Origin of the sequence: Streptomyces sp. Act143 (assembly GCF_003143935.1) — a bacterium.
Taxonomy (GTDB): Bacteria; Actinomycetota; Actinomycetes; order Streptomycetales; family Streptomycetaceae; genus Streptomyces.
Genome location: NZ_QFRX01000001.1, coordinates 7950982 through 7970995, shown reverse-complemented (window position 1 = coordinate 7970995; position 20014 = coordinate 7950982). Strand labels below are relative to the sequence as shown.

Below are 20014 nucleotides of genomic sequence, written 5' to 3'. Positions count from 1 at the left end.
TGGGTTACCGGTGCCTGAAGTCACACGACAGGTCACCAGAAAGAAACCTCTGGGGACTATTGCCGTTCGGCATGCTCGGGTCAGAATCTACGCGCGTTGTTGACTGTTCCCCGAGGAGATCGAGACATGCCGTTGAACCGCAGGAAGTTCCTGGAGAAGTCCGCCGTGACCGGGGCCGGGGTCGCGCTGGCGAGTGCCGTGGGTGCTCCGGCGGCGCAGGCGGCGGGGGCCGGGAAGGGGCACAAGCCCGTGAAGCGGTACTCCCTGACGGTGATGGGCACGACGGACCTGCACGGTCACATCTTCAACTGGGACTACTTCAAGGACGCGGAGTACTCGGACGCCAAGGGCAACGCCCAGGGTCTGGCCCGCATCTCGACGCTGGTGAACCAGGTGCGTGCGGAGAAGGGGCGGTGCAACACGCTGCTGCTCGACGCGGGCGACACGATCCAGGGCACGCCGCTGACGTACTACTACGCGAAGGTGGACCCGATCACCGCGCCCGGCGGGCCGGTCCACCCGATGGCCGCGGCCATGAACGCCATCGGGTACGACGCCGTGGCGCTCGGCAACCACGAGTTCAACTACGGCATCGAGACACTGCGGAAGTTCGAGGAGCAGTGCGACTTCCCGCTGCTGGGCGCGAACGCGCTGGACGCGAAGACGCTGAAGCCGGCCTTCCCGCCCTACTTCATCAAGAAGTTCCGGGTGCCGGGCGCGCCACCGGTGAAGGTCGCGGTGCTGGGTCTGACCAACCCGGGCATCGCGATCTGGGACAAGGCGTACGTCCAGGGCAAGTTGGTGTTCCCGGGTCTGGAGGAGCAGGCGGCGAAGTGGGTGCCGAAGCTGCGGTCGATGGGCGCGGACGTGGTGGTGGTGTCGGCGCACTCCGGGTCGTCCGGCACGTCCTCCTACGGTGACCAGTTGCCGTACGTCGAGAACTCGGCGGCGCTGGTGGCGCAGCAGGTGCCGGGGATCGACGCGATTCTGGTCGGGCACGCGCATGTGGAGATCCCGGAGCTGAAGGTCACCAACACCGAGACCGGCAGGACGGTCGTGCTCTCCGAGCCGCTCGCGTACGCGGAGCGGTTGTCGCTGTTCGACATCGAGTTGGTCTTCGAGAAGGGCAAGTGGTCGGTCGAGTCGGTGGCCGCGTCCGTCCTCAACTCGAACTCCGTCGCCGACGACCCGAGGATCACCAAGCTGCTGAAGGACGACCACAACATCGTCGTGGAGTACGTCAACCAGGTCGTCGGCACGGCGACGGAGACGTTGACGACGGTCGAGGCGCGGTACAAGGACGCCCCGATCATCGACCTGATCACGAAGGTCCAGGAGGACGTGGTCAAGGCGGCGCTGGCGTCGACCGAGTACGCGTCGCTGCCGGTCCTCGCGCAGGCTTCGCCGTTCTCGCGGACCTCGGAGATCCCGGCCGGTGATGTCACCATCCGGGATCTGTCGAGCCTGTACGTGTACGACAACACGCTGGTCGCGAAGCTCATGACGGGGGCGCAGCTCAAGGCGTACCTGGAGTACTCGGCGGAGTACTTCGTGCAGACCGCGGCGGACGCGGTGGTCGACGTCGAGAAGCTGACGAACGCGAACAACCGGCCGGACTACAACTACGACTACGTGTCGGGGCTGTCGTACGACATCGACATCGCCCAGGCGGCGGGTTCGCGGATCAAGAACCTGACGTACAACGGTGCGGCGCTGGACGACGCGCAGCAGTTCGTGTTCGCGGTGAACAACTACCGTGCCAATGGCGGCGGCGCGTTCCCGCATGTGGCGTCGGCGCAGGAGCTGTGGTCGGAGTCGACGGAGATCCGTACCCGGATCGCGGAGTGGGTGACGGCGAAGGGCGTGCTGAACCCGGCGGACTTCGCGTCGGTGGACTGGAAGCTCACGCGGAACGGTACGCCGGTGTTCTAGCCGCGCGCCGGCGTGCTGGACTCGTCGCGGACCCGGCCTTGAGGCGGTACGGGTCCGCGACGGTCTTTCATCGGGCGTCGGTCAGGGGGGTGAGGGTGGCGGCTGCCGGTGCCTGGCGGGCCTGGGGGATCTGGGCCGTCTGTTCGAGTCCGAAGGTGGTGAAGGCCGTTCGGGTGGGCAGCGGGTAGGGGTCCTTGCCGGTCAAGGTGTTGAGGATGCTCGCGCTGCGCCAGGCGGTGAGGCCGAGGTCGGGGGTGCCGACGCCGTGGGTGTGGCGTTCGGCGTTCTGGACGTAGAGGGAGCCGGTGACGGAGGGGTCCATGACGAGCCTGAAGTGTTCGTCGACGCGGGGGCGGTCCCGGCTGTCGCGGCGCAGGTAGGGGTCGAGGCCCGCGAGGATGCGGTCGAGGGGGCGTTCGCGGTAGCCGGTGGCGAGGACGACGGCGTCGGTGGTGAGGCGGGAGCGGGTGTTCTGCTCGGTGTGTTCGAGGTGGAGTTCCACCTTGGTGGTGGCGACGCGGCCGGCGGTGCGGACGCGGACGCCGGGGGTGAGGACGGCGTCGGGCCAGCCGCCGTGCAGGGTGCGCTGGTAGAGCTCGTCGTGGATGGCGGTGATGGTGTCGTTGTCGATGCCTTTGTGGAGCTGCCACTGGGTGGTGACGAGGCGGTCGCGGACGCTTTCGGCGAGGGCGTGGAAGTAGCGGGTGTAGTCGGGCGTGAAGTGTTCCAGGCCGAGCTTGGAGTACTCCATGGGGGCGAAGGCCTCGGTGCGGCCGAGCCAGTGCAGCCCTTCGCGGCCGGCGGGGCGTTCGCGCAGCAGGTCGAGGAAGATCTCGGCGCCGGACTGTCCGAGGCCGATGACGGTGACGTGTTCGGCGGCGGCGAGCGTCTTGCGGTGGGCGAGGTAGTCGGCGGCGTGGATGACGGGCACGCCGGCGGCTTCGACGAGGGGTTTGAGGGGTTCGGGGATGCAGGGCTCGGTGCCGATGCCGAGGACGATGTTCCTGGTGTAGGTCCGGCCGAGGGCTTCGGCTTCCCCTTCGGCGTCCAGCTGGGTGAAGTCGACCTCGAAGATGTCGCGTTCGGGGTTCCAGCGGACGGCGTCGACCTGATGGCCGAAGTGGAGTGCGGGGAGGTTCTCGGCGACCCAGCGGCAGTAGGCGTCGTACTCGGCGCGCTGGATGTGGAAGCGCTCGGCGAAGTAGAAGGGGAAGAGCCGGTCGCGGGTCTTGAGGTAGTTGAGGAAGGTCCAGGGGCTGGCGGGGTCGGCGAGCGTCACCAGGTCGGCGAGGAAGGGGACTTGGACTCTGGCGCCGTCGATGAGGAGACCCGGGTGCCAGTCGAACGCGGGGCGTTGTTCGTAGAAGGCGGTGTCGAGTTCGGCGAGGGGGTGGGCGAGGGCGGCGAGGGAGAGGTTGAAGGGGCCGATGCCGATGCCGACCAGGTCGCGGGGTGCGTCGGGCTCGTGGGGGTGGGGCGGGGTGGGAGCGGGGGCGGGGCTCATCGGGGGGTGGTTCCTTCCACGAGTTGTTCGACGAGTTTCAGGAGAGCGGCCAGGTCGTCGGGCCGGGTCCGGGGGTTGAGGAGGGTGGCCTTGAGCCAGAGGCGGCCGTCGAGGCGGGCCCGGCCGAGGACGGCGCGGCCGGTGGTGAGGAGCTGTCGGCGGATGGCGGCGATGTCGTCGTCCGTCGCGGGGGCGGGGCGGAACAGGACCGTGCTGATGGTGGGGTGGCCATAGAGCTCGAAGCCGGGGCGGGCGTCGAGAAGTTCCGCGAACTGCTGTGCCAAATCGCAAACTTGGTCGACGAGGGCGCCGAGTCCGGTGCGGCCCAGGGTCTTCAGGGTGACGGCGGTCTTGAGGACGTCCGGGCGGCGGCTGGTGCGCAGGGAGCGGCCGAGGAGGTCGGGGAGGCCGGCCTCGGTGTCGTCGTCGGCGTTGAGGTAGTCGGCGTGGTGGTGGAGGGCGGCGAGGTCCTGCGGGGCCCGGACCGCGAGGACTCCGGCGGCGACCGGCTGCCAGCCGAGTTTGTGCAGGTCGAGGGTGACGGTGTCGGCGGCGCTTGTGCCGGTGAGCTTGGGGCGGTGCCGGTCGCTGAAGAGGAGCCCTCCGCCGTATGCCGCGTCGATGTGCAGGCGGGCTCCGTGGCCGGCGCAGACCGCGGCGATCTCGGGGAGGGGGTCGATGAGACCGGCGTCCGTGGTGCCCGCGGTGGCGGCGACGAGGTGGGGGCCCTGGTGCCTGGCGAGGGTGTCGTCGAGGGCGGCGGGGTCGAGGGTGCCGGCGGGGGCGGGGACGATCACCGGGTCCGGAAGGCCGAGGAGCCAGGCGGCGCGGGGCAGTGAGTGGTGCGCGTTGGTTCCGCAGATCAGGCGGACGCCGGCACCGAGGGATTCCCTGGCCAGCAGGAGGGCCAGTTGGTTGGATTCGGTGCCGCCCGTCGTTGCGAGAGCAGCGGGCCCCTGCCGGCCGGTCGCGCGGTTCCCCGCGCCTTCGGGGGCGTCGGCGTAGACCTCGTCCGCCAGTGCACGCGTGACCAGTTCCTCCAGCTCGGAAGCCGCAGGTGCCTGGTCCCACGAGTCCAGGGACGGGTTGAGGACGGACGCCGCCAGGTCTGCTGCCGCTGCGATCGCCAGGGGCGGGCAGTGAAGATGCGCCAAGCACAACGGGTCCGCCGGGTCCGCCGAGCCTTCCGCCACCGCCCGCACCACGTGCCGTAGCGCCTGCGGATCGCCCTTCTGCGGGAGTACGTCCCCCACCGCCGCCCGCAGCCGCTCCGCGACCGCCTCCGGGCCGCCCCCGGGCAGTGGCCCGCCACGCGCCCGGGTGCCCTCCCCCAGCGCGTCCAGGACCGTGTCGAGCAGCGGGCGCAGGGTGTCGGGGCGCGACGCGAGCGGTGGGGTGGTCATGGTGGGTCCTCCCGGGCGCGCTGGGCTAGAGGGAGTTCCAGCTTGTACGCGGATGCGTCATCGCGCCCGAAAAGCCCAACGATCGGAACCCGAAAGGGGGTACGTCCGTGCGGAGGTCGTACGTCGGGGTCCGCGAGCGGGACTCACGGACCCCGTCGGATCAGGCCTGCCGCACCCGCAACGCCCGCCCCAGGTCGTCCAGATGGTCGGCGAGCCTGCGGCGCAGTGCCGGAATGGGGTCGGCGTCGCTCAGGCACCGCTCCCCCAGCCGGAGCGTCTCGGCGTCGACGGCGTGTGCCGGGAAGGCCCACCGGCCGGTGGCGTCGGCCATGGCGGGGCCGCGGCGGGCGGCGAGGGCGACGGCGTCCTCGAAGAAGCGGGGTACGTACTCGCGGACGAGGTCGGCCTGTTCGGGCTGCCAGAAGCCCTGGGCGGTGGCGATGTAGAGGTAGTTGGAGAGGTCGTCGCGGGTGAACATCGCCTCCCATGCCCTGGCCTTGGCGTCCGCGTCGGGCAGGGCGGCGCGGCAGCGGGCGGCGCCTTCCTGGCCGGTGGCGGAGGGGTCGCGGTCGAGTTCGGCGGCGATGGCGGCCTCGTCGGTGGCGCCGAGGACGGCGAGCCGGGCGAGGACGCGCCAGCGCAGTTCGGGGTCGAGTTCGGGGCCGCCGGGGACGGTGCCGTCGGCGAGCCAGGCGGCGATGGTGTCGGGGTGGGCGGCGACGTCGATGAAGTGGCGTACGGCGATGAGGCGCAGGCCGGGGTTGTCGCCGTCCTCGGTGCGGCGGATGAGGTCGCGGCACAGGTCGGTGAGGGTGGCGAGGGCGGCGGGGCGTTCCTCGGGGGTGAGGTAGCGGTCGGCGACCTGGACGGAGGCGAAGCCGAGGATGCCCTGGACGAGGGCGAGGTCGGTTTCGTGCGGGAGGTGGGCGCGGGCGGCCTCCAGGTAGGCGGTGGGCGGGAGTTCGCCGTCGCGGAGGGCGTCGCGCAGGGCGTTCCAGACGACCGCGCGGGTCAGCGGTGAGGGCAGTCCGGAGAGGTTTTCGGTGACCGTCTTGAAGGACTGGGGGTCGAAGCGGACCTTGGCGTAGGTGAGGTCGCCGTCGTTGAGGAGCAGCAGGGCGGGGCGCTTGCCGATGGGCAGCGGTCCGTCGGTCTGCGGGATGTCCAGGTGCAGGCGGTCGCGCAGGACCAGGTGGCGGCCTTCGTCCGCGACGTCCTGGTCGTAGAGGCCGACGGCGACGCGGTGCGGGCGGCTGCCCTTGTGGTCGACCTGGAGGGTGCAGGTGCCTTCGGCGCCGGGGGTGACCTCGGGGGTGAGGGTGTCGACGCCGGTGGTGCGCAGCCAGGTGTCGGCCCAGGCGTGGACGTCGCGTTCGGTGCCGTCGGCGAGGGAGTCGATGAAGTCGGCGAGGGTGGCGTTGGCGAACTTGTGGCGGGCGAAGTGGGTGTTGATGCCGGCGAGGAAGTCCTTCTCGCCGAGCCAGGTCACCAACTGCCGGAGCGCGGAGGCGCCCTTGGCGTAGGAGATGCCGTCGAAGTTCAGCATCGCGGAGGCGGTGTCGGGCACCAGCTCGGGGTCGGGGGCGACGGGGTGGGTGGAGGGGCGCTGGTCGGCGTCGTAGCCCCAGGCCTTGCGGACGACGCCGAAGTCGGTCCAGGTGTCGGTGAAGCGGGTGGCTTCGGTGAGGGTCTGGTAGCCCATGTACTCGGCGAAGGACTCGTTGAGCCAGATGTCGTCCCACCAGCGCAGGGTGACGAGGTCGCCGAACCACATGTGGGCCATCTCGTGGGCGATGACCATGGCGCGGGTCTGGCGTTCGGTGTCGGTGACGGCGGAGCGGTAGACGAACTCGTCGCGGAAGGTGACGAGTCCGGGGTTCTCCATGGCGCCGGCGTTGAACTCGGGGACGAACGCCTGGTCGTAGGAGTCGAAGGGGTAGGGCTCCTCGAACTTCTCGTGGTAGCGGTCGTAGCACTGCTTGGTGATCTCGAACAGTTCGTCCGCGTCCGCGTCGAGGTGGGGGGCGAGCGAGCGGCGGCAGTGGATGCCGAAGGGCAGGCCGCGGTGTTCGGTGCGGACGGAGTGCCAGGGGCCGGCGGCGACGGCGACGAGGTAGGTGGAGATGAGCGGGGTGGGGGCGGCCTGCCAGCGGCCGTCGCCGAGGTCGGTGGTGATGCCGTTGGCGAGGACGCTCCAGCCGTGGGGGGCCGTGACGGTGAGTTCGAAGACGGCCTTGAGGTCGGGCTGGTCGAAGACGGGGAAGACGCGCTGGGCGTCGTCCATGCAGAGGTTGGAGTAGACGTAGGTCTCGCCGTCGGTGGGGTCGGTGAAGCGGTGCATGCCCTCGCCGGTGCGGGAGTAGCGCATGGCCGCCTCGACGCGGAGCTCGTGTGCGCCGGCGGTGAGGTTCTTCAGGGGCAGGCGGTCGCCGTCGAGGGTCTCGGGGTCGAGGGGCTGTCCGTCGAGGGTGACGGAGCGCAGCTCGGCGGGCTTGACCTCGATGAAGGTGTCCGCGTCCGTGCGCGCGGTGAAGCGGATGACGGTCTTCGAGTCGAAGGTGTCGTCGCCGGTGGTCAGATCGAGGTCGATCGTGTACCGGTGGACGTCGAGGAGGGTGGCACGGGTCTGCGCTTCGTCGCGCGTCAGTACGGACATGCACGACATGCTGCCTGATGGCGGGGTCGGGGCACAGGGGCGGATCGGTACGCGCCCTATGTCCGGTCCTGTTCGAGGCTGCCGGTGTGCGCCCCTTGTGCGCGTTGGACGGGGACGCGGGAGTCCGGGTGGGGCAGGGCGGGTCGTGCGGGGCGGCCGGGGGGTTCGGGGCCGTCCTTGACGAGGGCGCGCAGGGTGCGGACCTCTTCTTCGAGGGCGAGCCGGCGGCGGTGGCTGTCGTAGAGGTAGCGGACCTTGGTGCGCAGGGCCCAGGGGTCGATGGGCTTCATGACGAGGTCGGCGACGCCGAGGCCGAAGGCGGCGGCGGTGAGTTCCTGGTCGGGGCCGAAGCCGGTGAGCAGGACCACGGGGATGTGCTGGGTCTGCTCGACGCGGCGCATGTAGCGGACGACGTCGAGGCCGCTGACGCCGGGCATGCGGACGTCGAGGAGGAGCAGGCCGACCTGGCCGCGCAGGACCTGCTTGAGCGCCTCGTCGCCGCTGGTGGCCCGGCCGAGCCGGTAGCCGAGCGGGGCGAGGGCGCTCTCCAGCGCGTACAGCGTGTCCTCGTGGTCGTCGACGATGAGGATCTTGGCATCCGACGGCATGGCCCGACGTCCCTCCCGCATGGGACAACCAGCTTATGTCCGAGGCGCTGACCGTGTGTGCTCGTCAGCTGACAAGGAGTGCACAGCGCAGCATGCCCCTGCGGGGGGTGTCCTGTCACGCCCCGGGGGGCGTCGGCGGAGGTCAGTTCGCTGTGGGCGTGGCGCCGTTGGAGGCGTCCTCCGCGATGCGCTCGTGGTGGCGGATCACCTCGGCGATGATGAAATTCAGGAACTTCTCAGCGAAGGCCGGGTCGAGCTTGGCGTTCTCGGCGAGGGTGCGCAGGCGTTCGATCTGGCGGGCCTCGCGGGCCGGGTCGGCGGGCGGCAGCTGGTGCTGGGCCTTGAGGTGGCCGACCTGCTGGGTGGCTTTGAAGCGTTCGGCGAGCATGTGGACGACGGCGGCGTCGATGTTGTCGATGCTGTCGCGCAGCCGGGCGAGTTCCTCGCGCACGGCGGGGTCGACGGCACCGGTACCGGGGTTGCTGGTGGTCATGGGCGTCAACCCTACGGGGCCCAGGTGCCGGGGATGATCGGCGGATCCTCGGGGTCGGGTACCTGGTCGCTCCAGCCGCCGGGGACGACGCGGCTCTGCTGGGCGCGGAAGCGGACGGGCGGGGTGCCGACGCGGCGGGTGAACAGGCGGGAGAAGTAGGCGGGGTCGTCGTAGCCGACGCGGCGGGCGACGGCGGCGACGGGGAGTTCGGTGCCGGCGAGGAGTTCCTTGGCGCGGCCGAGGCGGATGCCGAGGAGGTAGTCCTTGGGGCTGCAGCCGGCGCCGCGGCGGACGGCGGTGCGCAGTTCGGCGGGGGTCATGCCGTGCCGGGTGGCGTGGTCGGCGATGGTCAGGGGCAGGAAGGCGTCGCGGGCGAGGGCCTTGAGGAGCTGTTCGCCGTCGGGGGTGAGGTCGGCGCGGGCGCGGCGCAGAGCGACGAGGAGTTCGTGGACGGCGGCGCCGGTCTCGACCTCCAGGAGGGGGTTGTCGCGGCGGGCGGCGCGGGCCATGCGGCCGATGACGGCGCGGGGTGCGGAGGCGTCGGAGAGGGGGACGACGGGGCGGTCGGGTTCGATGTAGCCGAGGTCGGTGTAGGAGGCGGTGGCGGGGCCGGTGAAGTCGACGAAGCCCTCGTCCCAGCCGGTGTCGGGGTCGGGTGCGTAGTGGTGCGGGATGCCCGGGGTGAGCCAGAGCAGGGCGGGTGCGGTGATGGCGGTACGGCGTCCGTCGGGGTGGTCGTACCAGCCGCTGCCGGTGCTGATGACGACGGCGACGTGGTGGTCGAGGACGCGGGGGCCGACGGTGGGCAGGGCGCCGTACTGGAGGCCGACGCCGAGGCAGACCAGGCCGAGGCGGTGGTGGGCGGGGCCGGGGGTGAAGAACCGCATCCAGGTGTGGTAGGTCAACGGGTCTCTCCCTTCGGTCCAAGCCCTGCCGATCTTTGTCCATGGACGGTGATCGGCGCCAGCGGTGAGGGTGGGGCGTATGAGCGAGTTCGCGGTGGGGGACGACGACTTTCTGCTGGACGGGCGGCCGGTGCGGCTGCTGTCCGGCGCGCTGCACTACTTCCGGGTGCACGAGGCGCAGTGGGGGCACCGGCTGGCGATGCTGCGGGCGATGGGCCTGAACTGTGTGGAGACGTACGTGCCGTGGAATCTGCACGAGCCGCGGCCGGGGGTGTACGCCGATGCGGAGGCGCTGGGCCGTTTCCTGGACGCGGCGCGGGCGGCGGGGCTGTGGGCGATCGTGCGGCCGGGGCCGTACATCTGCGCGGAGTGGGAGAACGGCGGGCTGCCGCACTGGCTGGAGGGGCGCGCGCGGACGAGCGACGCGGTGTATCTGGGACAGGTGGAGCGCTGGTTCGGCCGTCTGCTGCCGCAGATCGTGGCCCGGCAGATCGACCGGGGCGGTCCGGTGGTCATGGTGCAGGTGGAGAACGAGTACGGCAGCTACGGCTCGGACGCGGGGTATCTGCGGTGGCTGGCGGAGCTGCTGCGGGCGGCGGGGGTCACGGTGCCGTTGTTCACCTCGGACGGTCCGGAGGACCACATGCTGACCGGCGGCTCGGTGCCGGGGGTGCTGGCCACGGTGAACTTCGGCTCGCAGGCGCGCGGGGCCTTCGACACCCTGCGGCGGCACCGTCCGTCGGGCCCGTTGATGTGCATGGAGTTCTGGTGCGGCTGGTTCGACCACTGGGGCGCCGGGCATGTCGTCCGCGATCCCGGGGACGCGGCGGGGGCGCTGCGGGAGATCCTGGAGTGCGGAGCCTCGGTGAACCTGTACATGGCGCACGGCGGGACGAGTTTCGCCGGGTGGGCGGGGGCGAACCGGGGCGGCGGTGATCTGCACGACGGGGTGCTGGAGCCCGATGTGACGTCGTACGACTACGACGCCCCGATCGACGAGTTCGGGCACCCGACGGAGAAGTTCTGGCGCTTCCGCGAGGTGCTGGCCGCGTACGCGGACGGCCCGTTGCCCGGGCTTCCGCCGCTGCCGCCGCAGTTCGCGGGGCGGGCGGAGGTGGAGTTCACGCGGTGGGCGCCGGCGGCGGACGTGCTGGCGGCGCTGGGCGGGCCGGTCGTCACCTCTCCCGTCCCGCCGACCTTCGAGGAGCTGGACGTGGACCGGGGGCTGGTGCGCTACGAGGTGACCGTGCCGGGGCCCCGGCAGCCGTATCCGTTCGTGGCGCGGGGGCTGCGTGACCTGGCCGTGGTGTACGTCGACGGGGAGCGGGCCGGGGTGCTGACGGAGGCGGACGAGCGGTTGAAGGAACCGGTCGCCGGGCACGCGCGCGTGGAGCTGTGGGTGGAGTCGCTGGGCCGGGTCAATTACGGGCCGCGCACCGGGGAGGCCAAGGGCATCACCGGGGGGCTGCTGCACGAGCGGCAGTTCCTGCACGGGGTACGCGCGCGGGGGCTGCGGCTGGACGCGCTGGAGGACGTGACCGGCGTGCCCTTCGGGCGTTTCGACGGGCAGCGCGCCCCGGGGCTCTACCGGGGCACGTGCACGGTGCGGGGCGCCGGGGACGCGGTGGTCGAGCTGCCGGGGTGGACGCGGGGGTTCGTGTGGATCAACGGCTTCAATCTGGGCCGCTACTGGTCCGCGGGCCCGCAGCGGTCGCTGTACGTGCCCGGTCCGGTGCTGCGGGAGGGTGTGAACGACGTGTGGGTCCTGGAGCTGGAGGAGGCGTCGGCGGCGCCGTACGTAAGGAGCCGGTGACCTCGTAGAGTGGAATCGGGTTCTCGGCGTCTTGGGGGTACGGGCGTGGCGAACGACGGACCGGTCGAGCACGGATACCCGCATCTGGAGACGGTGCGGGCCGCGATCACCGCGCTCTGGAAACGACTGTCGTACGACACCGTCCAGACCTTCGCGACCAGTGTGGCCCCGGCGGACGTGGCGTTCTGCGACACGGACGATCTCCATCTGGGCGCGCAGCGGGTGGCGCGCGAGATGGTGCGGCACTACCGGCTCCCCGATGCCCGGATGATCGTCGGCTTCCGTGAGATGACGCATGCGGCGAACGTGGAACTCGCGGCCGGGCCGGAGTACTTCGTGGAGCTCAACGACCGGTTCCGGACGCATCGCCGGGACATCGGGGCGGCGCTCGCGCACGAGGTGATGCATGTGTATCTGCATCGCCTGGGGCTGTCCTTCCCGGGGACGCGGGACAACGAGATCCTCACGGACACGGCGGCGACGTACCTGGGGGCCGGGTGGCTGCTGCTGGACGCCTACCGGGAGGACGGGGCCTCGTCGCAGAAGCTGGGGTATCTGACGCCGGAGGAGTTCGGGTACGTCCTCGCCAAGCGGTCGCTGGTGTTCGGGGAGGACCCGTCGGTGTGGTTCACCAGTCCGCAGGCCTACACGGCGTATGTGAAGGGCATGGCGCGGGCGCGGGAGGACGAGCAGCAGCCGCCGCTGACCGCGGCCGGGTGGGCGGGGCGGCGGCGGTACGCGCGGGAGCGGCGCCATGCGGCCGCCGCGCCGGCCGGGGTGCCGTACGCGTTCAGTCCGGACGGGGGCGGGCAGCTGCGGGTGTCCTTTCCCTGCCCGACCTGCCATCAGAAGATCCGGGTGCCGGTGCGGGGGCGGATGCGGGCGCGGTGCGGGGTGTGCCGGACGGTGCTGGAGTGCGACACCTAGGACACGGAGGGGCTCCGCGGGGCCTCACCCTGTCCGCAGGCAGTCGGTCCGGCCGACGAAATTCTTGCTTGCCTGGCTCCAGCGCCGGGCGGCGGCCCGGCCGGCCGAGTGAGGCTCACGCCCCGTACACCGGCCCGGGTTCTGCGGCCTGCGCCAGCAACTTCCGTACCACGCCGTCCACTTCGTCGGGCGCCCAGCACGCCCCCTTGTCGGCGCTCGGTCCCGCCCGCCACCCCTCCATGACCGTGATCCGGCCGCCCTCCGCCTCGAAGACCCGGCCGGTCACGCCCTCGCTCGCCGCGGAGCCCAGCCAGACGACGAGCGGTGAGACGTTCTCGGGGGCCATCGCGTCGAACCCGGCCGCGGGCGCCGCCATCGTCTCGGCGAAGGTGCGTTCCGTCATCCGGGTGCGGGCGGCGGGCGCGATGGCGTTGACCTGGACGCCGTAGCGGGCGAGTTCGGCGGCGGCGACCAGCGTCAGCCCGACGATCCCGGCCTTGGCGGCGCTGTAGTTGCCCTGCCCCAGCGAGCCCAGCAGCCCCGCGCCGCTGCTGGTGTTGACGATCCGGGCCTGCGGCATGCGGCCCGCCTTCGCCTCGCCCCTCCAGTGCGCCGCCGCGTGCTTCAGCGGCAGGAAGTGGCCCTTGAGGTGCACCCGCAGCACCGCGTCCCAGTCGTCCTCGTCGAGGTTGACCAGCATCCGGTCGCGCAGGAATCCGGCGTTGTTGACCAGGGTGTCGAGGCGGCCGTACGTCTCCACGGCCGTCGCGATCAGGCCCGCCGCCCCCTCGGTGGTCGCGATGTCGCCGCCGTGCGCGACCGCCTCGCCGCCCGCCGCGCGGATCTCCGCGACCACCCGGGCCGCCGGGCTGCCGGAGCCGGGGGTGCCGTCCAGCCCCACACCCAGGTCGTTGACCACGACCCGCGCCCCCGCCGCGGCGAACGCCAGCGCGTGCGCCCGCCCGAGACCTCGGCCCGCCCCGGTGACGACGACGACCCGGCCGTCGCAGATTCCGCTCATCTCACGTCTCCCTGTCGGCAGTTGCGGCATCCAGGAACAGCGGCCGCTCCCCGCCCCCGTGCACCAGGAGCGAGGCCCCGCTGAGGTACGCGGCGGCCTCCGAGGCGAGGAACACGGCCGCGGCGCCCACGTCGGACGGCTCGGCCAGGCGTCCGAGCGGGACCGTGCGCGCGACGGCGGCGACCGCCTCCTCGTCGCCGTAGTGCAGGTGGGCGAGTTCGGTGCGGACCATGCCGACGACCAGCGTGTTGACCCGGACGTCCGGCGCCCACTCCACCGCCATCGAGCGGGCCAGGTTCTCCAGCCCCGCCTTCGCCGCCCCGTACGCCGCCGAACCGGGCGAGGGGCGGCTGCCGCTGACGCTGCCGACCATGACGACGGAGCCCTTCGCGCGCCTCAGGTGCGGGTACGCGGCGAGGGAGACCGTCAGCGGGGCCAGGAGGTTGAGCTCGATCACGCGCGCGTGCCGGGCCGCGTCCGCGTCGGCGAGCAGCCGGTAGGGGCCGCCGCCCGCGTTGTTGACGAGGACGTCGACGCGGGGCAGGGCGGCGAAGAAGGCGTGCACGGCGTCCTGGTCACGGACGTCGAGCGGCATGAACTCAGCACCTTTGAGGGGCACTTCGGGCGGGCGGCGGGCACAGACCACGACCTCGGCGCCCGCCGCCGCGAAGGAGCGCGCCACCCCGGCGCCCACGCCCCGGGTTCCTCCGGTGACGACGGCGACCCTCCCTTTCAGCTCCATTCGCCGCTACCCTCCACCTAACAAACGTTTGGTGGAAAGGTAGCTGATGCTTCCATGGGTGTCTCCACCTCATCCCCGGAAAAGGGGATTTCCGTCGTCACGGTCGACTTCCCGCCGGTGAACGCCCTTCCGGTGGACGGCTGGTACGCGCTGGCGGACGCCGTGCGCACGGCCGGCCGCGATCCCGGGACGCGCTGTGTGGTGCTGGCCGCCGAGGGGCGGGGCTTCAACGCGGGCGTGGACATCAAGGAGATCCAGGCGCGTGGCCCGGACGCGCTGGTCGGGGTCAACCGCGGCTGTTTCGAGGCCTTTTCGGCCGTGTACGAGTGCGAGGTGCCGGTGGTGGCGGCCGTGCAGGGGTTCTGCCTGGGCGGCGGCGTGGGACTGGCCGGGAACGCGGACGTGGTCGTCGCGAGCGAGGACGCCTCCTTCGGGCTGCCCGAGCTCGACCGGGGAGCCCTGGGCGCCGCCACCCACCTGGCCCGGCTCGTCCCCCAGCACCTCATGCGCGCCCTGTACTTCACCTCCCGCACCGTCACCGCGGCCGAGCTGCACGGGCACGGGTCGGTGTGGGCGGTGGTACCGCGCGACGAACTCGGCGACGCGGCGCTGGGGTTGGCGCGGGAGATCGCCGCGAAGGACGGAGAGCTGCTGCGGCTCGCCAAGGCCGCCCTCAACGGCATCGACCCGGTCGACGTCCGCCGCAGCTACCGCTTCGAGCAGGGGTTCACCTTCGAGGCGAGCGTGAGCGGGGTCGCGGACCGGGTGCGGGACAGGTTCGGGAAGGAGGACGCCGGATGAGCGACAAGACCATGACCGCCGACGAGGCCGTCTCGCGTCTGGACAGCGGCATGACCCTCGGCATCGGCGGCTGGGGCGCCCGCCGCAAGCCGATGGCCCTGGTGAGAGCACTGCTCCGTACCGGGATCACCGATCTCACCGTCGTCTCCTACGGCGGCCCCGACGTCGGCATGCTCGCCGCCGCCGGACGCCTGCGCAGGCTCGTCGCCCCCTTCGTCACCCTCGACTCCATCCCCCTGGAACCCCACTACCGGGCCGCCCGTGAGCGGGGCGCCTTCGAACTGACGGAACTCGACGAGGCCATGTTCATGTGGGGACTGCACGCGGCCGCCAACCGGCTGCCGTTCCTGCCCGTGCGGGCCGGCCTCGGCTCGGACGTCATGCGGGTCAACCCCGGCCTCAGGACGGTGACTTCGCCGTACGACGACGGCGAGACCTTCGTCGCCGTGCCCGCCCTGCGCCTCGACGCGGCCCTGGTCCACGTCAACCGCGCCGACCGGCGGGGCAACGGACAGTACCTGGGCCCCGACCCGTACTTCGACGACCTGTTCTGCGAGGCGGCCGACGCGGCGTACGTCTCCTGCGAACGCATCGTCGGCACGGCCGAGTTGGGCAAGGCAGGGCCGCCCCAGTCGCTGCTGGTCAAACGGCATGTGGTGACCGGAGTCGTCGAGGCGCCGAACGGCGCGCACTTCACCTCCTGCGCCCCCGACTACGGCCGCGACGAGGACGCCCAGCGCGCGTACGCGACCACCCCGTGGCCGGAGTTCGCCGAGCGGTACCTCGCCGACGACCGGTCAGGCGGGACGAGCCGACCCGGAAGGACGACATGACCGCGACCCGCGCCGAGTACTGCGTGATCGCCTGCGCCGAGGCCTGGCGCGACGCGGGCGAGATCCTCGCGAGCCCCATGGGCCTGATCCCCTCCGTGGGGGCCCGGCTGGCCCGCCTCACCTTCGCGCCGGACCTGCTGCTGACCGACGGGGAGGCGATGCTCGTGGACGCCGACGGCACCGTCGAGGGCTGGCTGCCGTACCGGCAGCATCTCGCCCTGGTCACGGGCGGCCGGCGGCACGTGATGATGGGGGCGAGCCAGATCGACCGGTACGGCAACCAGAACATCTGCTGCATCGGCGCCTGGGAGCGGCCGAGACGCCAGCTGCTGGGGGTGCGCGGGGCACCGGTCAACACCCTGAACAACCCGACGAGTTACTGGGTGCCCAGGCACTCCCGGCGGGTGTTCGTGGAGAAGGTCGACATGGTGTGCGGAGTGGGGTACGACCACGCCGGGTACGACCATGGCGCCGGGGCCCGCTTCCACCGCATCCCCAGGGTCGTCTCCGACCTCGGCGTCTTCGACTTCGCGACGCCGGACCACTCGATGCGGCTGGCCTCGCTGCATCCCGGAGTGCGTGTGGAGCAGGTCGCGGAGGCCACGGGATTCACCCTGACGATCCCTTCCGAGGTGCCGTACACCCGTGAACCGACCGCTTCGGAACTCAAGTTGATCCGCGAGGTGCTCGACCCGGGCGACACCCGCTCCAGGGAGGTCGCCGCCTGATGGACACGGCACTCACCCGGCTCGTCGGGGTCCGGCATCCGATCGTGCAGACCGGGATGGGCTGGGTCGCGGGCCCGCGCCTGGTGTCGGCCACGGCGAACGCGGGCGCGCTGGGCGTCCTGGCCGCCGCGACGATGACGCTCGACCAGCTGCGCGCGGCGGTACGGGAGGTCAGGTCCCGTACCGATGCGCCCTTCGGCGTGAATCTGCGGGCCGACGCCGCGGACGCCGGGGACAGGGTGCGGCTGCTGATCGAGGAGGGCGTGCGGGTCGCGTCCTTCGCCCTCGCCCCCTCCCCCGAGCTGATCGCCGAGCTCAAGGCGGCCGGCGTGGTCGTCATCCCGTCCGTCGGCGCCCGCCGCCATGCCGAGAAGGTCGCGGCGTGGGGCGCGGACGCGGTGATCGTGCAGGGCGGGGAGGGCGGCGGCCACACCGGTGAGGTCGCGACGACCGTGCTGCTGCCGCAGGTGGTCGACGCGGTGGACATCCCGGTCGTGGCGGCGGGCGGCTTCTTCGACGGGCGGGGGCTGGTCGCGGCGCTGGCCTACGGGGCGGCGGGCGTGGCGATGGGGACGCGGTTCCTGCTGACGTCGGACTCGACGGTGCCGGACGCGGTGAAGCGGCGCTATCTCGCGGCCGGTGTCACGGACGTGACGGTGACCCGCGCGGTCGACGGCCTGCCCCACCGGATGCTGCGCACCGACCTGGTGACGGCACTGGAGAACACCGGCCGGGCGCGGGCCCTTTGGCGTGCCCTGCGCAAGGCCGCGGGCTTCCGGCGGCTGTCCGGGCTCACCTGGCGCCAACTGGTCCACGACGGCCTCGCCATGAAGCACGGCAAGAACCTCACCTGGAGCCAGGTCCTGCTCGCCGCCAACACGCCCATGCTGCTCAGGTCGGCGATGGTGGACGGCCGTACGGACCTCGGGGTGATGGCCTCCGGGCAGGTCGCCGGGGTGATCGACGACCTGCCGTCGTGCGCGGAGCTGGTGGGGCGGATCGTGCAGGAGGCCGAGGAGGTGCTGGAGAACCTCAGAGCCTCTCTATGATCGTCACATTGGCCTGCCCGCCGCCCTCGCACATCGTCTGGAGCCCGAACCGGCCGCCCGTGCGCTCCAGTTCGTGCAGCAGCGTCGTCATCAGCTTGACGCCGGTCGCGCCCAGCGGGTGCCCGAGGGCGATGGCGCCCCCGTTGACGTTGACCTTCTCCGGGTCGGCGCCCGTCTCCTTCAGCCACGCCAGCACCACCGGCGCGAAGGCCTCGTTGATCTCGACGAGGTCGATCGCGTCGATGGACAGGCCGGTCTTCTTCAAGGCGTGGGCGGTGGCCGGGATGGGCGCGGTGAGCATGCGGATGGGGTCCTCGCCGCGCACCGAGAGGTGGTGCACGCGCGCGCGGGGGGTGAGCCCGTGTTCCCGTACCGCCCGCTCGGAGGCGAGCAGCATGGCGGCGGCTCCGTCGGAGACCTGGGAGGAGCAGGCGGCGGTGACGGTGCCGCCGTCGATGACCGGCTTCAGCCCGGCCATCTTCTCCAGCGAGGTGTCGCGGCGCGGCCCCTCGTCGACGTCGACGTCCCCGTACGCCACGGTCTCCCGCGCGAAGCGCCCCTCGTCGATCGCGCGGACCGCGCGCTGGTGGGAGCGGAGTGCGAACTCCTCCTGGTCCTGCCGGCTGATGCCCCACTTCGCGGCGATCATCTCGGCGCCGGCGAACTGGTTCACCGGCTTGCCCGGGTACCGCGCCTGCCAGCCCTCGCTGCCCGCGAAGGGGCCCTGCGTCAGCCCGAGCGGTTCGGCGGCCTGCCGGGTGGCGAAGGCGATCGGGATCATCGACATGTTCTGCACGCCACCGGCGACGACCAGGTCCTGGGTGCCGGACAGCACGCCCTGCGCCGCGAAGTGCACGGCCTGCTGGGAGGAGCCGCACTGCCGGTCCACGGTCACGCCCGGCACCTCCTCGGGCAGCCCGGCCGCCAGCCAGCAGGTCCGGGCGATGTCCCCGGCCTGCGGCCCGACCGCGTCCAGACACCCGAAGACGACGTCCTCGACGGCGCCCGGGTCGATCCCGGCCCGTTCCACCAGCGCGGCCAGCGCATGCGCCCCGAGGTCGGCCGGGTGGACCGCGCTCAGTCCTCCCCCGCGCCGCCCGACGGGCGTCCGGACCGCTTCGACGATGTAGGCCTCGGCCATGCCAACTCCCTGCCAGATAGGGGCTATTCGCGTACGGCGATCCCGTCCAGCACCATCGACAGGTACTGCCGGGCGATCTCCTCCGGGCGGTGCTGCCCGCCGGGCCGGTACCAGGACGCGGCGACCCACACGGTGTCGCGCACGAAGCGGTACGTCAGCCGGGTGTCGAGGTCGGCCCGGAACACCCGGGCGGCGACCCCGCGTTCCAGCGTGGACAGCCACGCCTTCTCGAACTTGCGCTGCGACTCGGCGAGGAAGCCGAACCGCTCCTGCGCGACGAGCTGTTTGCTCTCCTTCTGGTAGATCGCGACGGCGGCGCGGTGCCGGTCGATCTCCCGGAACGACTCGGTGACGAGCGCTTCGAGGGTCTCGCGGGGGCCCAGCTCGGCCGCCAGGACGGTGTCGTAGCCGTCCCAGAGCTCGTCGAGGAAGGTCCGCAGGATCTCCTCCAGCATCGATTCCTTGGAGTCGAAGTGGTAGTAGAGACTGCCCGCGAGCATGCCCGCATGGTCCGCGATCTTGCGGACGGTGGTGGCGTTGTAGCCCTGTTCGGCGAAGACCTCGGCGGCGGTGTCGAGGAGTTCCCGACGCCGGGCGGGGGCGGCGGTCACCTGGGGCTTCTTCTTGGTCGGCACGGGTCCATTCTCGTCCTACGCGCGCTGGGAGCTGACCGAGACGACCTCTCCCGTCAGGTACGACGAGTAGCCGGACGCCAGGAACACGATCACGTTGGCCACCTCCCAGGGCTCGGCCCACCGCCCGAAGGCCTCCCGTCCGGTCAGCTCCGCCAGCAGCTCCGCCGAGGTCACCTTCACGAGGTGCGGGTGCATGGCGAGGCTGGGGGCCACGGCGTTGACGCGCACGCCGAACGCGGCGGCCTCGATCGCGGCACACCGGGTCAGCGCCATCACACCGGCCTTGGCGGCGGCGTAGTGCGCCTGTCCGGCCTGGGCGCGCCAGCCGACCACGGAGGAGTTGTTGACGATGACGCCGCCGCCGGAGTCCCGCATCAGCCGCAGGGCGGCCCGGGTGCACCGGAAGGTCCCGTTCAACGTCACGTCGAGCACCCGCGTCCACTGCTCGTCGGTCATGTCGACGAGGTCCGAAGTCCCGCCGAGGCCGGCGTTGTTGACGACGACATCGAGCCGCCCGTGCGCGCGCAGCGCCGCCTGGAACAACGCCGTCACCTGTGTCTCGTCGGTGACGTCGCAGGGCACGGAGGTCACCGCGCCCGGGAACTCCCGGGCCAGTTCGGCCTCGTACTCCTTGAGCCGGCGCAGGTGCGCGTCGCTGACGATCACGCGTGCGCCCTCCTCCAGGAAGCGCCGCGCGGTCGCGCCGCCGATGCCGGCACCGGCCGCGGCGGTGATGACGGCGGTACGGCCTTTCAGCAGCCCGTGCCCCGGCTCGTACACCGGACTCTCGACGCCTGTCATGAGGGCACGCTAACCTACCAAA

18 protein-coding genes are annotated in these 20014 nt (G+C 71.9%); 7 read left to right on the top strand and 11 right to left on the bottom strand.

The annotated features are described in order from the left end of the window. Window positions 1–126: 126 nt before the first annotated feature. Complete coding sequence (locus DI272_RS36375; RefSeq protein WP_109499433.1) at window positions 127–1932, top strand: bifunctional UDP-sugar hydrolase/5'-nucleotidase; 1806 nt, start codon at window positions 127–129, stop codon at window positions 1930–1932. A gap of 67 nt (window positions 1933–1999) precedes the next feature. On the opposite strand, the gene DI272_RS36370 is transcribed toward DI272_RS36375, so the two are convergent. From DI272_RS36370 to DI272_RS36345, 6 genes are all read right to left on the bottom strand, one after another. Then, window positions 2000–3436, bottom strand: coding sequence for a lysine N(6)-hydroxylase/L-ornithine N(5)-oxygenase family protein (locus DI272_RS36370; protein ID WP_109499432.1), 1437 nt, complete (start codon window positions 3434–3436; stop codon window positions 2000–2002). Further along, window positions 3433–4839 (bottom strand): aminotransferase class V-fold PLP-dependent enzyme, encoded by a 1407-nt coding sequence (locus DI272_RS36365; protein ID WP_109499431.1) that lies wholly within the window; start codon window positions 4837–4839, stop codon window positions 3433–3435. Before DI272_RS36365 ends, DI272_RS36370 begins: the two co-directional genes overlap by 4 nt. Before the next feature lie 160 nt (window positions 4840–4999). Next, window positions 5000–7495, bottom strand: a complete 2496-nt coding sequence (pepN, locus tag DI272_RS36360) for an aminopeptidase N (RefSeq protein ID WP_109499430.1) — start codon at window positions 7493–7495, stop codon at window positions 5000–5002. A gap of 56 nt (window positions 7496–7551) precedes the next feature. Beyond that, a complete protein-coding gene (locus DI272_RS36355) occupies window positions 7552–8103 on the bottom strand; it encodes a two-component system response regulator (RefSeq protein ID WP_109499429.1) in 552 nt (183 codons plus the stop codon). 142 nt (window positions 8104–8245) lie between these two features. Then, window positions 8246–8596: a chorismate mutase gene (locus DI272_RS36350; protein ID WP_109499428.1), complete on the bottom strand. Its 351-nt coding sequence runs from the start codon at window positions 8594–8596 to the stop codon at window positions 8246–8248. 11 nt (window positions 8597–8607) lie between these two features. Next, entirely contained in the window at window positions 8608–9483 is an 876-nt protein-coding gene (locus tag DI272_RS36345) for an AraC family transcriptional regulator (protein ID WP_109501234.1), read from the bottom strand. A gap of 97 nt (window positions 9484–9580) precedes the next feature. Here DI272_RS36345 and DI272_RS36340 point away from each other — a divergent pair, with 97 nt between their 5' ends. Both DI272_RS36340 and DI272_RS36335 read left to right on the top strand, forming a co-directional pair. Next, entirely contained in the window at window positions 9581–11314 is a 1734-nt protein-coding gene (locus DI272_RS36340; RefSeq protein WP_109499427.1) for a beta-galactosidase family protein, read from the top strand. A gap of 45 nt (window positions 11315–11359) precedes the next feature. Beyond that, window positions 11360–12241, top strand: coding sequence for a hypothetical protein (locus DI272_RS36335; protein ID WP_109499426.1), 882 nt, complete (start codon window positions 11360–11362; stop codon window positions 12239–12241). A 115-nt stretch (window positions 12242–12356) separates the two neighbouring features. On the opposite strand, the gene DI272_RS36330 is transcribed toward DI272_RS36335, so the two are convergent. Next, window positions 12357–13262: an SDR family oxidoreductase gene (locus DI272_RS36330; protein ID WP_109499425.1), complete on the bottom strand. Its 906-nt coding sequence runs from the start codon at window positions 13260–13262 to the stop codon at window positions 12357–12359. Between the two features lies 1 nt (window position 13263). Continuing rightward, entirely contained in the window at window positions 13264–14004 is a 741-nt protein-coding gene (locus DI272_RS36325) for an SDR family oxidoreductase (protein ID WP_109499424.1), read from the bottom strand. Between the two features lie 54 nt (window positions 14005–14058). Here DI272_RS36325 and DI272_RS36320 point away from each other — a divergent pair, with 54 nt between their 5' ends. The 4 genes from DI272_RS36320 to DI272_RS36305 are packed head-to-tail and all read left to right on the top strand — an operon-like array spanning window position 14059 to window position 17415. Then, window positions 14059–14805, top strand: coding sequence for an enoyl-CoA hydratase family protein (locus tag DI272_RS36320; RefSeq protein WP_109499423.1), 747 nt, complete (start codon window positions 14059–14061; stop codon window positions 14803–14805). Then, window positions 14802–15638, top strand: coding sequence for a CoA transferase subunit A (locus tag DI272_RS36315; protein ID WP_109499422.1), 837 nt, complete (start codon window positions 14802–14804; stop codon window positions 15636–15638). Before DI272_RS36320 ends, DI272_RS36315 begins: the two co-directional genes overlap by 4 nt. Beyond that, complete coding sequence (locus tag DI272_RS36310; protein WP_109499421.1) at window positions 15635–16366, top strand: CoA-transferase subunit beta; 732 nt, start codon at window positions 15635–15637, stop codon at window positions 16364–16366. The genes DI272_RS36315 and DI272_RS36310 overlap by 4 nt, the downstream gene beginning before the upstream one ends. After that, on the top strand, window positions 16366–17415 hold the full coding sequence (locus tag DI272_RS36305) for a nitronate monooxygenase family protein (protein ID WP_109499420.1): 1050 nt from the start codon (window positions 16366–16368) through the stop codon (window positions 17413–17415). Before DI272_RS36310 ends, DI272_RS36305 begins: the two co-directional genes overlap by 1 nt. Here DI272_RS36305 and DI272_RS36300 read toward each other — a convergent pair. The 3 genes from DI272_RS36300 to DI272_RS36290 are packed head-to-tail and all read right to left on the bottom strand — an operon-like array spanning window position 17399 to window position 19992. Then, window positions 17399–18556, bottom strand: a complete 1158-nt coding sequence (locus tag DI272_RS36300) for an acetyl-CoA C-acetyltransferase (protein WP_109499419.1) — start codon at window positions 18554–18556, stop codon at window positions 17399–17401. The two genes, DI272_RS36305 and DI272_RS36300, sit on opposite strands and share 17 nt — an antisense overlap. A gap of 23 nt (window positions 18557–18579) precedes the next feature. Beyond that, window positions 18580–19191, bottom strand: coding sequence for a TetR/AcrR family transcriptional regulator (locus tag DI272_RS36295; RefSeq protein ID WP_109499418.1), 612 nt, complete (start codon window positions 19189–19191; stop codon window positions 18580–18582). Window positions 19192–19206: 15 nt separating this feature from the next. After that, window positions 19207–19992 (bottom strand): SDR family oxidoreductase, encoded by a 786-nt coding sequence (locus DI272_RS36290; RefSeq protein ID WP_109499417.1) that lies wholly within the window; start codon window positions 19990–19992, stop codon window positions 19207–19209. Between the last annotated feature and the right edge of the window lie 22 nt (window positions 19993–20014).